The organism is Methylorubrum rhodinum, assembly GCF_014199935.1.
GTDB lineage: Bacteria > Pseudomonadota > Alphaproteobacteria > Rhizobiales > Beijerinckiaceae > Methylobacterium > Methylobacterium rhodinum.
Genome location: NZ_JACHOP010000027.1, coordinates 19611 through 33128, shown reverse-complemented (window position 1 = coordinate 33128; position 13518 = coordinate 19611). Strand labels below are relative to the sequence as shown.

Annotated in this window: 10 protein-coding genes; 6 read left to right on the top strand and 4 right to left on the bottom strand. The window is 68.1% G+C overall.

The genetic code is table 11. From position 1 onward, the window contains the following. Positions 1–142: 142 nt before the first annotated feature. Entirely contained in the window at positions 143–583 is a 441-nt protein-coding gene (locus HNR00_RS21855) for a DUF1489 family protein (protein WP_183573045.1), read from the bottom strand. 346 nt (positions 584–929) lie between these two features. Beyond that, positions 930–2162, bottom strand: a complete 1233-nt coding sequence (locus tag HNR00_RS21850; RefSeq protein ID WP_183573043.1) for a hypothetical protein — start codon at positions 2160–2162, stop codon at positions 930–932. Between the two features lie 150 nt (positions 2163–2312). Here HNR00_RS21850 and HNR00_RS21845 point away from each other — a divergent pair, with 150 nt between their 5' ends. Together HNR00_RS21845 and HNR00_RS21840 are read left to right on the top strand one after the other, a co-directional pair. After that, the gene (locus HNR00_RS21845; protein ID WP_183573041.1) at positions 2313–3488 is read left to right on the top strand and encodes an MFS transporter; all 1176 of its coding nucleotides are present in this window, start codon (positions 2313–2315) and stop codon (positions 3486–3488) included. 112 nt (positions 3489–3600) lie between these two features. Continuing rightward, positions 3601–4827 carry a hypothetical protein gene (locus HNR00_RS21840; protein ID WP_183573039.1) on the top strand — a complete coding sequence of 409 codons (1227 nt, stop codon included), beginning with the start codon at positions 3601–3603 and terminating at the stop codon, positions 4825–4827. A 102-nt stretch (positions 4828–4929) separates the two neighbouring features. On the opposite strand, the gene HNR00_RS21835 is transcribed toward HNR00_RS21840, so the two are convergent. Both HNR00_RS21835 and HNR00_RS21830 read right to left on the bottom strand, forming a co-directional pair. Next, positions 4930–8058: an efflux RND transporter permease subunit gene (locus tag HNR00_RS21835; RefSeq protein ID WP_183573037.1), complete on the bottom strand. Its 3129-nt coding sequence runs from the start codon at positions 8056–8058 to the stop codon at positions 4930–4932. Between the two features lie 37 nt (positions 8059–8095). Beyond that, positions 8096–9271: an efflux RND transporter periplasmic adaptor subunit gene (locus HNR00_RS21830; RefSeq protein ID WP_183573035.1), complete on the bottom strand. Its 1176-nt coding sequence runs from the start codon at positions 9269–9271 to the stop codon at positions 8096–8098. A gap of 193 nt (positions 9272–9464) precedes the next feature. Here HNR00_RS21830 and HNR00_RS21825 point away from each other — a divergent pair, with 193 nt between their 5' ends. The 4 genes from HNR00_RS21825 (at position 9465) to HNR00_RS21810 (ending at position 13464) form a co-directional block, all read left to right on the top strand. After that, positions 9465–10607, top strand: a complete 1143-nt coding sequence (locus tag HNR00_RS21825) for an ABC transporter permease (RefSeq protein ID WP_183573033.1) — start codon at positions 9465–9467, stop codon at positions 10605–10607. A 121-nt stretch (positions 10608–10728) separates the two neighbouring features. Continuing rightward, complete coding sequence (locus tag HNR00_RS21820) at positions 10729–11463, top strand: ABC transporter ATP-binding protein (protein ID WP_312886102.1); 735 nt, start codon at positions 10729–10731, stop codon at positions 11461–11463. Positions 11464–11654: 191 nt separating this feature from the next. Continuing rightward, positions 11655–12737, top strand: a complete 1083-nt coding sequence (locus HNR00_RS21815; RefSeq protein WP_183573031.1) for an MlaD family protein — start codon at positions 11655–11657, stop codon at positions 12735–12737. Between the two features lie 118 nt (positions 12738–12855). Further along, on the top strand, positions 12856–13464 hold the full coding sequence (locus HNR00_RS21810) for an ABC-type transport auxiliary lipoprotein family protein (RefSeq protein ID WP_183573029.1): 609 nt from the start codon (positions 12856–12858) through the stop codon (positions 13462–13464). Positions 13465–13518: the final 54 nt, after the last annotated feature.

Below are 13518 nucleotides of genomic sequence, written 5' to 3'. Positions count from 1 at the left end.
GGTGAGACGACAGGAAGGGGGCCCTCGCGGCCCCCTTCTTCGTTTCGGCCCATGGTCCTCCCACCCACCGCCCTCCTTCGAGGGCGCTTCGCGGCACCTCAGGATGAGGGGGATGGGTGGGAGACGCGCCGGTCGGCGGTTCTCAGATCAACCCGAGCGCCACCAATTCCCGCCGCAGGCTCTCGGGCATGTCGGCGATGTCGCCCGCGCTCAGGCGGTCGAGGTCGGGCGGGGCGTCGGCGGGCTCGAGGTAGCGCCAGCCCTGGAACGGGCGGCAGGGGCGGGGGGCCACCGGCGTCACCGTGGGCTCGAGGACGAGGCGGCAGCGGTCGATGCCGTCGGGGCCGGTGAACGGCTCGATCGCCAGGATCGGCTGGCGGCAGCTCAGCGCGCCCTTCATCACCCAGTAGATCGAGCCCTGCCCGGCGATGGCGGCCGCGCGCTTCGGCACCATGCGGGTGACGTGGGACGGGCGCGGGTCGGCGCCGACGCTCAGGGCGACCTCGCGGTGCCCGGCGATCCGCGCCTCCAACTCCCCGATCGAGGCGGGGCCGACGCACAGCTTCAGGAGATGCAGGGCCATGGCCGGGTCGGTGACGGGATGAGGAAGGTCGGGCAGGGCGCCCGTGCGCTTACCCCGCCGCGATGCGTCCGGGAACCGTCATCCGCGTCGCGGTGGGGGAATGAGCCTGCGCCACGGGGAGTCGGAGTCCGTTGTTCGTCCGCCACCGTCATCCCGGGGCCGCGCAGCGGAACCCGGGATCCACCCGTGATGCGCGGCCATACGAGGCGTTGCGGCCCGTCGTGGATTGCACGCCTCCGGCGCGCCCCTTCGGGTCCGGGTTCGCCTTCGGCGACCCGGAATGACGGTGTGTGAGGTCGACGTGTCGGCGTCGCGTCTTCGAGGCTCCGTCCCGGCACCCCTGCCCTCACGCGAACAGCGCGATCTTCTCCTCGATGCTGAGTTCGTCGAGGTCGAGGAAGGCGGCGGCGAGGTCGTCCACTTGCGCCGGGGCCGGCGCGGAGGCCTTTTCCGCGATGGCGGTCGTCGGCTCGGCGGCCGGTCGGGCGATCTCGGCGGGCGTGTCGAACAGGTCGCCGAGGGCGGCTTCCGCCACGGCCTCTTCCGCGACGGCGACATCTTCGGCGTCCTGCGCCAGCAGCGCTTCGGCCAGGGCCGCCACCGCGCGATCCGCGTCGGTCTCGGACGCGTCCGGGGCCGGCGCAGAGGCCTCGGGCCGTTCCGCTTCGGCGACGACGGTGTCGGCAAAGGGCTCTTCGACCAGGGTCTCTTCGGCAAAGGCCGCTTCGGCCGCGGTCTCGATTTCGACCGCGGCCTCGGCGGCGAAGTCGACCGGAGCCGTCTCGCCCTCCCCGTCGAACGGGTCGGCCGGCACGAAGGCCAGATCCTCGTGCAGCGCCACCGCCGAGAGCGGCGGGCGCGATGGCGCGGATGGGGCCGCCGGGCTCTCCATGTCGAGGAAGCGGTCGACGTCGGTCTGGTCCAGCGCCGCGTTGAGGGTCGCGGCCGTGTCGCGGCGGATGCGGGCCTCGGCGTCGAGGTCCGGCACGCCGGTCTCGGAGCCCCAGATGCCGATCATGGAGGCGATCCGGTCCTCCAGGTAGCGCAGGGTGTGCACGATGCGGCTGGTGCGCTGCGCCGTCAGGTCCTGGAACGAGCAGGCGGTGTAGATTCCCGTCGCGTGCCGGTCGAGGTCGTCGCAGAGCGCGCCGTCGGCCCCGGTCTCGCGCAGCGTCCAGGCGGCCTCCTGCACGGCTTCCGCCGCGCCGAGGATGTCCGAGGTCGCCCGCTCGGTGGCGCGCACGATGGAATCGAGCGCTTCCGAGGCCACCGTCAGGCGGCTCTCGCCGTGGTCGGCGCCCGACAAAGCGGCCACCTCCGCCCGGGTGCGGGCGATGGCGTCGGCCATGTCCATCAGGTCGCCGCGGAAGCGGACCACATCCTCGCCGCCGCCGCGCTCGCCCGTCACCGCCGATTCGAGCCGGTGGATCGCGCCGAGCAGCACGTCGGTGTCGGCGTTGCGGTTGCGCCGCGCGTACTCCTCCAGGAACCAGCGGCCGCGCTCGGTCTCCCGGACGGCGGCCTCGATCAGGTCGTACTGCGACGCATCATGGGGCGTCAGGGAACGGGAACTCGACATCACACCCCGCAAGGACACGGGCACCCGCGAGAACCGCAGGCCCGCGACGATTGACGGACAGGCATGACCTTGACAGGTGTCGTTTAACGGCTGCTTACGCTATCGAAGGCCTCTCCCCCGGGACGCGCATCACGACGGGACCGGCGGCCCTTGTCCTCACCCCCTCCCGCAGAGCCCGATCCCGTGCGGCTCGGCCTGCTCTACGCGGTCGTCTTCGTCGAGATCGGCGTGGCGATGCCGTTCATGCCGGTCTGGCTCGGCGCGCTCGGGCTCGATCCGGGGCTGATCGGCCTCCTGCTGGCCCTGCCCATCGCCACCAAGATCGTGGCGACCCGCCCGCTCACCGGCCTGATCGACCGCGGCATCGCCCCGCGCACCCTGCTGGCGGCGGGCAGCCTGACGCTCGCCCTCACCTACGCCCTGATGCCGGCGGCGGCCGGCCTCGCGGTGTTCCTGCTGGCACTGCTCGTGGTGCTCAACGCCGCGGCGCAGGCGCCGCTGGTGCCGAGCATCGACTACCTGACGCTGGCCGCCGCCCGCCGGGCCCCGAAGACAATCGACTACGCCCGCATCCGGATGTTCGGTTCGGTGGCCTTCCTGCTCGCCAACCTCGCGGGCGGGGCGTTGCTGGGATGGCTCGGCGGGCAGGTGGCGGTGCCGCTGCTGCTGACCGGGCTCGCGCTGATCGCCGCGACCGTGGCGCTCGCGGCGGGCGAGCGGGCGGCGCCGCGCGAACGGCCGCCCGAGCGGATCGGCCCGCCCCCTCGCCTGCCGCGGCGGTTGTGGCTGACGATCGGCGCCGCGGCGCTGATCCAGGCGAGCCACGCGGCGATCTACGCCTTCGGCAGCCTGAGTTGGGCGGCGCACGGCGTCTCGGCGCCGTGGATCGGTGCGCTCTGGGCCATCGGCGTCGCCGCCGAGATCGCCTTGTTCGCCGGCCTCGCGCGCCTGCCCGCGCGCTGGCGCAGCCCGTTCCGGCTACTGGCGCTCGGCGGCATCGCCGCTTTGGTGCGGGCCGTGGGCTTGAGCGTGGCGGAGGGCGACCTCGCGTGGCTGGTGCCGCTGCAGATGCTGCACGCCCTCACCTTCGGGGCGACGCATCTCGGTGCGATGAACGCGGTCTCGGCTTTCGCCCCCGATGGGGCACGGGGGCGGGCGCAGGGCACGGTGGGCGCCTCGACCGCGCTGGTCTCGGCGCTGGCGACGCTCGCCTGCGGGCCGGTCTACGGCGTGCTCGGCGGCGGCGCGACCTTTTTGATGATGGCGCCGCTGGCGGTGAGCGGGCTTATCCTGATAAGGTTCGCTCATATGGACGCTAGTAGATAAATTTTGCAACCGAGCGGATAGCCCCCGTACCGGAAATTTTAAAATTGCGGTGTGCTCTGTGAGAATAAGCAGAAATCGAAATCTCGTATCCGACAGCGCGCTGGCATTTTTCTTGCGTAGCTTTGAGGAAATGACAGGTATAGTTGATGGGAATATTAGATATAGCGGATTTGGATTTAGAGAATTTTTCGAGATATTGCCGGACGCGTTTGTTGTGAGACCCGAAATAAGTCGCTCCGAATCCATAAAATTGTTTTCAAAAGCTTTGCGTGAGTGTCGGCATGCCGGAAAAATGAATGGAGATCATCTTATTGAAAGGGCGGAAGCAATACATAGGAGCTCGCTGGCCGTTCCTCAGGTAAAATTTGCACTTTGGACAAAGTTTAGAGCCACGAATATGGCTTCTCATCCTAGTTTCAGGCTGTGCTGGCACGGTGTTGAAGTCCGCTCCGCTGCGCGACTGCCAAAGCATCTTCGGCATAGCGATTATTTCTTTGGCGGGTTTGGCCGAATTTACCCCGACGAACCGCAAGGATTTGGCCACATAATCATGTACTGCGCTGACAGGACTGAGGCGCGTGCAGTTGAACGTATGATGGATACGCTTCAGCTTGTCACTGGATTGATTAATTTGTATGAGGTTTGGCAAGGGCGTACTCTTTGGGCGGGGCGAAATTGGACTGATGGAAGACTCTGGTTGGGGCCAAATCAGTTTGTGTTTCGCGAAAAAGAATTTCTTAGTGATAAAAATATTTTGTATAATACGGATTATGATGAGGAGTCTTGGAGACAAAATCCACTCTCAATGGATCGTGTCCTAAAAGTTGTACCAATTGTGCGTCGTGCTCTGAGTGCACTCAAAAATCATCCTCTCAATGATATGCTTTCACGTTCAGTGATGTTGCTTCAAGACGGATTTGTTGCTCGCGACAGTAATCATCGCCTCTTGCGGTATTGGTCTGCGCTTGAGCAGATTTACGTTGAATCTAACGACAAAATGCGTTCTAATGAAAAGATTCTTGATCGCGCAATTTTTGCTGAGGCCGAGCCGGAAATATGTAGGTGGAAATTGAGTCACATTGCTCGTCTTCGTAATAATTATGTTCACGCCGGCGGGTCAAGTGACGATTTAAATTATATGTCTCAGTTTTTGCGTGAAATGCTAGCGCGGCATATTAATCATTGGATTTTCAAAGGAATTAATCTAAAAAATCATAGAGAAATGTTGGATCTTGTCAGTATGAGTTCGGATCGAGACATGCTTCTTAATAGAAGAAAATTAATCAATAAGCGTTTAAAATATATCGATGATATAGTAAATACTTTCGAAGTCGATTGACGTTGCAGGTGCTGCGCTCGCGAAGGCCCTGTTCCGAGGGTATTGCGTTTCGATGTTGTCTAAGAGCATCTCTACTGATACGCGGTCCTCTCCTAACTTCATCTATCGCTGCTTGGCCGTTCTCCGCCAATCGAACCCCCGCTCCGCCAACCCCTGGAAGACGACGTAGAGCATCGGGATCAGGAACAGGCCGACGGTGGTGGCCGCGATCATGCCGGCGAAGATCGGGGTGCCGACGGCGCGGCGGCTGATCTCGGCGGCGCCCTCGGCGAAGACGAGGGGCACAAGGCCGAGGATGAAGGCGATCGAGGTCATCGCCACGGCGCGGAAGCGCACCGAGGCGCCGGCCACCGCCGCCTCGCGGATCGCGAGCCCGTCGGCGCGCTGCTTGCGGGCGAACTCGACGATGAGGATGCCGTTCTTGGCCGCCAGGGCCACCAGCACCACGAGGCCGACCTGGGCGTAGAGATCGAGCGAGAGGCCGGCGACCAGGATGCCGGCCAGCGCCCCGAGTACGCCGACGCTGACCGAGAGCAGCACCGGCACCGGGATCATCCAGCTCTCGTAGAGCCCGACGAGGAACAGGTAGGCGAAGACCAGCGACAGGCCGAGCACCAGCCCGGTCTGCCCCTGCGCCTGGGTCTCTTGATACGCGGTCCCGGTCCACTCGAAGCCGTAGCCGTCGGGCAGTGTCGCGTCCGAGACCGCCGCCATCGCCTTGAGCGCGGTGCCCGACGAGACCCGCGCGGCCGGGCTGCCCTCGATCGGGATCGAGCGGTAGTTGTTATAGCGCGTCAGCACCTGCTGGCCGCCGACGAAGCGGGCGGAGGCGAAGGAGCGGAGCGGCACCTCGTCGCCCTTGGCGTTCTTCACGTAGACCTGCCAGAGGTCCGAGACCTTGTCGCGGTCGCCCGCCTCGGCCTCGATGTTGACCTGCCACGTGCGGCCGAAGACGTTGAAGTTGTTGATGTAGGTGCCGCCGAAGGTGGCCTGGAGCGTGTCGAACACGTCGCCGAGGTTGACGCCGAGCACCGCGGCCTTGTCGCGGTCGATGTCGAGGAACAGCGACGGGTTGGCGGCGGTGTAGGTGGTGAACACGTCCGTGAGCCGCGGGTCGGCGTTGGCGGCGGCCATCAGCCCCTGCGCGACGCTGCCGAGTTCCTCCGGGCTCTGACCCTCGATCGCTTCGAGCGCATATTCGAAGCCGCCGCTGGTCGAGAGGCCGATGATCGGCGGCATGTTGAAGGCGATCACCTCGCCGCTGCGGATCGACTGCGATTCTTCGGTGATCCGGGCGATCAAGGCTTGCGCCGAGTCCTCCGGCCCGGTCCGTTCCGAGAACGGCTTCAGGTGGACCAGCATGAACGCCATGTTCGGGGCGTTCACCGTGTCGAGGTAGGAATAGCCGATCACCGAGTAGGTGTCGGCCACCTGCGGCATCGCCAGGATCTGCTTCTCCAGTGCCGTCACGGTCTCGGCGGTGCGCGACACCGAGGCGCCGTCGGGGAGCTGGACCGTGACGAAGAAGGCGCCCTGGTCCTCGGACGGCAGGAACCCGCTCGGCGTCAGCGCCGCGAGCACATAGATGCCGCCGCCGCAGGCCGCCACCAGCGCGAGGCCGACGAGGCTGACCCGGACGAACCGGGCGACGATGGTGGCGTAGCGGGCCTGCGTCCGCTCGATCGCCCGCTGCGTCAGGCCGGCGAGCCCGCTCGCGTGGCCGCCGCGGCGCAGCAGCACGGCGCAGAGCGCGGGCGAGAGCGTCAGCGCCACCAGCGCCGAGATCACCATGCTGGCCCCGATCGTGACCGCGCATTGCCGGAACAGCACGCCCGACAGGCCGGGGATGGCGGCGAGCGGCACGAACACCGAGAGCAGCACCAGGGTGATGGCGAGGATCGGCCCGGTGACCTCGCGCATGGCGAGCTTGGTGGCCTCCGGCACGGAGAGGTCGGGCCGCTCCTCCATCACGCGCTCGACGTTCTCGACCACGACGATGGCGTCGTCGACGACGATGCCGATGGCGAGCACCATGGCGAGCAGCGAGATGGTGTTGGCCGAGTATCCCAAAGCCAGGAGCACCGCGAAGGTGCCGATCAGGCTGACCGGCACGGCCAGCGCCGGGATCAGCGCGGCCCGCAGGCTGCCGAGGAACAGGTAGACGACCAGCACCACGAGCAGGAACGCCTCGGCGATGGTCAGCAGCACCTCGCGGATGGTCTGATCGACGAAGGTGGTGGCGTCGTAGACGACCTTGGACTTCACCCCCGGCGGGAAGCGCTTGCTCACCCGCTTCAGGGTCGCGTCCACCGCGTCCGCCGTCTGGACCGCGTTGGCGCCGGGCGCGAGCTGGATCGCGATGGCGACCGCGGGCTTGCCGTTGAGCCGGGCGATGGCGTCGAGGTTCTGCGCGCCCATCTCGACGCGGGCCACGTCCTTCACCCGCAGCACCGAGCCGTCGGGGTCGGCCCGCACGACGATGTCGCCGAACTCCTCCGCGGTCGAGAGCCGGCCCTTGGTCTGGACGTTGAACTGGAACTGCTGGTCGTTGCTGACGGGGCGCGCCCCGACCCGGCCGGCGGCGGCCTGGACGTTCTGGGCGTTGACGGCGTTGACGATCTCGGACGGCGCCATCTTGAGGTTGTTGAGGCGATCGACGTCGAACCAGATCCGCATCGAGTATTGCTGGTTCACGAACAGCGAGGCCTGGCCGACACCGGGCGTGCGGCTGAGTTCGTCCAGCACGCTGATGGTGGCGTAGTTCGTCAGGAACAGCGGGTCCTGGCTGCCGTCCTCGCTGTAGAGCATCAGGTATTGCAGGATCGCGGTGGCCTGCTTCTGCACCGTGACGCCCTCCTGCCGCACCTCCTGCGGCAGCTGGGCGAGGGCGGTCTGGACGCGGTTGTTGACGTTGACGGTGTCGATGTCCGGGTCGCTGCCGAGCTTGAACGACACGGTCAGGCTGTAGCTGCCGTCGTTGCCGCTCATCGACTTCATGTAGATCATCTTGTCGACGCCGATGACCGCGGCTTCCAGCGGCTGGGCGATGGCGGCCTCGACCACCTCCGCCGAGGCGCCCGGATAGGTCGCGCTGACCTGCACCTCCGGCGGCACGATCTGCGGGAACTGCGCGACCGGGATCTGGGCCATCGCCAGGAGGCCGGCCAGCGTCACGACGATGGCCGCCACCACGGCGAGCCGCGGGCGGTCGATGAAGATCGAGGAGATCATCGCGTGCTCCGAACCGTGTCCCGTCGAGCCGCGCGGCTCACCGGTTCGCGTCCTGCGGGGCGCCCGGCGCAGGGGAGGCGGCCACCGGTTCCCCGGCGCGGACGCGCTGGAGGTTGTCGGTCACGATGGTCTCGCCGTCCTTGAGGCCCGAGGTCACCGTGGTGCGGCTGCCGACCGGCTGGCCGAGGCCGACGTTGCGGCGCTCCGCCTTGCCGTCGGCGGCCACGACGTAGACGTAGTCGCCGCGCTGGTCGGTCAGCACCGCCGCGCGCGGGATCGTCACGAGGCGCACCGGCTCGGGGTTCTCGACGATCACCGTGACGAACTCGCCGTCGATGAGTTCGCGCACCGCGTGCCCGGCCTTGTTCTCCCCACGGGAGGGATTGGCGAAGACCCCGCGGATCGCAAAACTGTCGGTGGAGGAGGAGATGGTGTTGTCGGTGAAGTCGACGCGGCCGGTCTCCCCGTAGGTCCGCCCGTCGGGCAGGACGATCCGCAGCTTCAGGGAATCGAGGCCGCCGACCGAGGCGAGGCGGTGGCGCAGGTCGATCACCGTGCGGGTCGGGATCGTGAACAGCAGGTACATTGGGTCCTGGCTCACCACCGTCGTCAGCACGCCGGTGTCCGGCGAGACGAGGTTGCCCGCGGTGATCGCGGTGCGGCCGACCTTGCCGTCGATCGGCGAGGTGATCGTCGTGTAGCTCAGGTTGATCTGCGCGGTCTTCAGGTCGGCCTGCGCGCCCTGGAGCTGCCCCTGCAGCGAGCCTTCCTGGGATTGATCCTCATCGACCTTCTGCTGCAGGCCGGCGGGGCTGCGCATCAGCGAAGTCGAGCGGCCGAGGTTGAGGTCGGCGAGCTTGAGCTGGGCCTGGATGTTGGCGAGCGCCCCCTTCTTGGCCGCGAGGTCGGCCTCGAACGGCGCCGTCTCCAGCCGGTAGAGCACGTCGCCCTTGCGGACGTCCTGGCCTTCCGTGAACACGACGCTGTCGAGGAACGCGGTGACGCGGGCGACCGCCGAATAGCGCGACACCGCCTGGATGCGGCCGATGTATTTCTCAGACTCGGTCACCGCCTGCGCCGAGACCGACAGCGTGCCGACCGCAGGCGGCGCGCCCTTCGTCTCGGCGGCGAGTACCGGGCCTGAGAGAAGCAGGGCGAGGAGGAGCGTCCCGCGCGCCGAGCGCACGGCAGGGGCACGGCCAGGAACCGACATCGCAACCTCGCACCCGGCGCCTTCGCCGGACTTGTCGGAAGCGCTGGGCCCCCGGATGGCGGGCGTGCAAAGGCACTAGGGTTTATCAAAAGTCAACGAAGCCCACCCCGTTTGGCCCCCGATGCGGCGATGCGGTATAGACGCCGCATACGTAGTCCGACCCGTCCCGCAGGGACGCCAGCGGGAGTGATCCGTGCGGATCGAGAACGGCTCCGGTACGCTCGACGCCGCGGGCGCCGACCTCGACGGTTCCCGCGTGACCCTGCGCGGGCGCTGGACCGCCGACCAGGGGCCGGCGGTGGAGCGGGCGGCGGCCGGCATCGCGGCGCATGGCCGCGACCAGCCTCTGGTGATCGACCTCAGCAGCGTCCTGCGCCTCGACACGCTGGGCGCCTGGGTGCTGGAGCGGACCCGCGCCGAGATCGAGGGGTCGGGCTCGCGTCTCGCCTATGCAGGGGCGCGGCCCGAGCACCGCATCCTGCTCGGCGAGATGGGCCTGCGCGAGGCCGAGCCGAAGGCGCCCGACACCCGCAACTTGGGCGTCCGCGCGCTCGACGGGCTCGGCCGCCGCGTCGCCCGCGGCGGGGCCGAGGTGCTGGCCGGCATCGCCTTCCTCGGCGAAGTCGTCGCGGCCGCCGGGAGGGTCGCGCGCAGGCCAAAAACGTTCCGCACGGCGGCGCTGGTCAACCAACTCGAACAGGTCGCCTTCCGCGGCGTGCCGATCATCGTGCTGATCTCGTTCCTCGTCGGCGGCATCGTCGCGCAGCAGGGCATCTTCCAGCTCCAGCGCTTCGGCGCGCAGAGCTTCGTCGTGAACCTGATCGGCCTCTTGATCCTGCGCGAACTCGGCGTGCTGCTCACCTCGATCATGGTGGCGGGCCGCTCCGGCTCGGCGTTCACGGCCGAGATCGGCTCGATGCGGATGCGCGAGGAGGTCGATGCCCTGCGCGTCATGGGCCTCGACCCGATCGAGATCCTGATCCTGCCGCGCATCCTCGCGCTGGTGATCGGCCTGCCGATCCTGTCCTTCCTCGGCTCCCTCGCAGCACTCGCGGGCGGCGGGCTCACGGCCTCGCTCTACGGCGGGCTGACCGTCGACGGCTTCCTGTCGCGGCTCCAGGAGGCGGTGTCGTTCCACCATTTCGCCGTGGGGCTGATCAAGGCGCCGTTCATGGCGCTCACCATCGGCATCATCGCGACGATCGAGGGATTCGCGGTCGAGGGCTCGGCGGAATCGCTCGGCCGCCACGTCACCGCCTCAGTCGTCAAGTCTATCTTCATGGTGATCGTGCTGGATGGCCTCTTCGCGGTCTTCTTCGCCGCGATCAATTTTTGAACCCGCGCGGACGGACAGCTTGGCAGACATTTCCTCAGCCCGGCCCCAGATCGACGCGAACGAAGTGGACGCGGTCATCCGCGTCCGCGACCTCGTCGTGACCTTCGGCGAGCGCGCCGTGATGAAGGGGCTCGACCTCGACATCCGCCGCGGCGAGATTCTGGGGTTCGTCGGCCCGTCGGGGCAGGGCAAGTCGGTGCTGACCCGGACCATTCTCGGCCTCGTGCCGAAGCGCTCGGGTACGATTCAAATCTTCGGCGAGGACGTGGACGCGATCACGCTGGCCCGCCGCCGTCAGCTCGAGCAGCGCTGGGGCGTGCTGTTCCAGCAGGGCGCGCTGTTCTCGGGGCTCACCGTCAAGCAGAACATCCAGATGCCGATGCGCGAGCATCTGAAGCTCTCCGAGCGGCTGCTCGACGAGTTCGCAAGGCTCAAGATCGAGATGGTCGGCCTGAAGCCGGACGCGGCCGACAAGTACCCCTCGGAGCTGTCGGGCGGCATGATCAAGCGCGCCGCGCTCGCCCGCTCGCTGGCGCTCGATCCCGAGATCCTGTTCCTCGATGAGCCGACCTCGGGCCTCGACCCGATCGGCGCGGGCGAGTTCGACGACCTCGTCTCGACCCTCAAGCGCACGCTGGGGCTCACCGTCTTCATGGTCACCCACGACCTCGACAGCCTCTACACCGCCTGCGATCGCATCGCGGCCTTGGGCGACGGCAAGATCATCGCGGAAGGCACGATCCGGGAGATGCTGGACCACGACCATCCGTGGCTGCGCTCCTACTTCCACGGCAAGCGCGCCCGCGCGCTGGCGCCCGCCGCGCCGGCTCCGCAGCCGGCCTATGCGCATGCTTAGGACCAGCGCGCTCCTTCCGATCGGCGATGCCGATGCATCGCTGATCGCCCCCGCGCAAGGGGACAGGACGTGGGGGCGGCGGTCGTCCGCCGGACGTGCGTCGTCCGGCCATCGGTCGGGAGACGCACAACGCAGTGGAAGTGCGGTGCCGCACCGCCTGACCCCTCCGGATCGGGGAGAGAGCTAGTCCGATGGAGACCCGCGCGAACTACGTCCTGATCGGCGCCTTCACCATCGGCGTCGTGCTGGCCGCCTTCGGCTTCGTGTTCTGGCTCCAGGGCGGATCGCGGGGGCAGGCGAGCCAGGCGCTGCGCATCGTCTTCTCCGGCTCGGTCGGAGGCCTGGCCAAGGGCTCGACGGTGTCGTTCAACGGCATCAAGGTCGGCGAGGCGCTCGACGTGCGCCTGCTGCCGCAGGACCCGCGCCGTGTGGTCGCCGTGGTGCAGGTCGATCCCTCGACCCCCTTGCGCGCCGACACCCGCGCGCGGCTCGATTCCGCGATGCTGACCGGCGTCTCGCAGATCTCGCTGTCCGGCGGCAGCGCCGACGCGCCCCCGCTCAAGCCCGGCTCCGGCGACCAGATGCCGACGATCTTCGCCGATTCGAGCGACATCCAGGACATGATGGCCGCCGCCAAGCAGATCGCGCAGCGCGCCGACGACGTGCTTCAGCGCCTCGACAAGGTGGTGGCCGGCAACGAGGGCGCGATCACCCGCACGCTGGCCAATGTCGAATCCTTCTCGAAGACGCTGGCCGAGGCCGGTCCCTCGATCTCGGGCCTCGTCAAGGCGGTGGACGGGCAGCGCCTCAACCGGGTGATCGAGAACGCCGACACCTTCTCGACCGCGCTCGCCAAGGCCGGCCCCGACATCGAGGCGGGCCTGCACGACGCCCGCCAGCTCGCGGCCAAGCTCAGCGCCTCGGCCGACCGGATCGACGGCGTGCTCAAGGGCGCCGAGGGCTTCCTCGGCTCGGCCTCCGGCCAGCAGGGCGCGGGCACCTTCTCCGAGATCCAGAAGGCGGCGGTCTCGGTCCGCGAGGCCGGCATCGCCTTCCGGAACCTCTCGGAAAACCTCGACAAGCGCACCGCCAACATCTCGACGAGCTTCAACCGCCTGTCGGGGTCGAGCCGCCGCGAGGTCGAGGCGCTGGCGACCGACGGCCAGCGCACCCTCAACACCCTCAGCCGCGCCGCGCGCAGCCTGGAGCGCGATCCCTCGCAGGTGATCTTCGGCGGCAAGCCGTCGTTGCCGGAATACAACGGTGGCCGTTGAGTTGCCCCGGTGCGCCCGATGTGTCGGGACGCACTGCCGCGTTCGAGCGTTGCCGTAAGCTGGGCGTGGTAGGGTGGCTTCCCGCCCCCTGCCCCAGCGACGGACGGTGCCCGAGCGCATGATGCGAGTTCTCCTCCCCGCCTCCCCCGGCCGCGCGGCTGCGGCCGCTCTCGGCCTCGCGATGCTGGCGGCGCTCGGCGGCTGCGGCGGCGGCGCGACGCCGCTCACCTTCGACCTCGCCGCCCTCCCCGGCCAGCCCCGGGCGGGCGGCGCCGCGCGCGCGCTGGTGGTGTCGGAGCCCGTCGGCCTGCAGCCGATGGAGGCCGACCGCATCATCGTGCGCGAGCGCGGCGGCTCGCTGTCCTTCCTCGGCGGCGGCCAGTGGGCCGACCGGCTGCCGCGGCTGATCCAGACCCGGATCATCCAGAGCCTGGAGAATACCGGCCGTCTGCGCTCGGTCTCGCGCCCCGGCGACAAGATCCCGTCCGAATACCTGCTGGTCAGCGAGATCCGCGAGTTCGACATCGATTCCGGCTCGGGCGAGGCGGTGGTGGACCTTTCCGCCAAGCTGATCGCCGAGGGCAGCGGCCGCGTCGTCAACGCCCGCGTCTTCACCGCCCGCGTCCCCGTGCCCAAGGTCGACGCCCAGACCGCCGCCACCGGCCTCGACGCCGCTTTAAGCCAGGTGCTCGGCGATCTGGTGCGCTGGGTGAATTCCGGGCGGTAGGGACCGCCCGAAACGCGGCAGGCCCGGACCTGAGTCCGGGCCTGGAATTCTCCT

What these genes read in the sequence shown, in the direction of transcription:
- HNR00_RS21830 (WP_183573035.1), bottom strand. Translation starts at nt 9,271, where the DNA reads ATGTCGGTTCCTGGCCGTGCCCCTGCCGTGCGCTCGGCGCGCGGGACG.
- HNR00_RS21810 (WP_183573029.1), top strand. Translation starts at nt 12,856, where the DNA reads ATGATGCGAGTTCTCCTCCCCGCCTCCCCCGGCCGCGCGGCTGCGGCC.
- HNR00_RS21820 (WP_312886102.1), top strand. Translation starts at nt 10,729, where the DNA reads ATGAAGGGGCTCGACCTCGACATCCGCCGCGGCGAGATTCTGGGGTTC.
- HNR00_RS21855 (WP_183573045.1), bottom strand. Translation starts at nt 583, where the DNA reads ATGGCCCTGCATCTCCTGAAGCTGTGCGTCGGCCCCGCCTCGATCGGG.
- HNR00_RS21835 (WP_183573037.1), bottom strand. Translation starts at nt 8,058, where the DNA reads ATGATCTCCTCGATCTTCATCGACCGCCCGCGGCTCGCCGTGGTGGCG.
- HNR00_RS21850 (WP_183573043.1), bottom strand. Translation starts at nt 2,162, where the DNA reads ATGTCGAGTTCCCGTTCCCTGACGCCCCATGATGCGTCGCAGTACGAC.
- HNR00_RS21815 (WP_183573031.1), top strand. Translation starts at nt 11,655, where the DNA reads ATGGAGACCCGCGCGAACTACGTCCTGATCGGCGCCTTCACCATCGGC.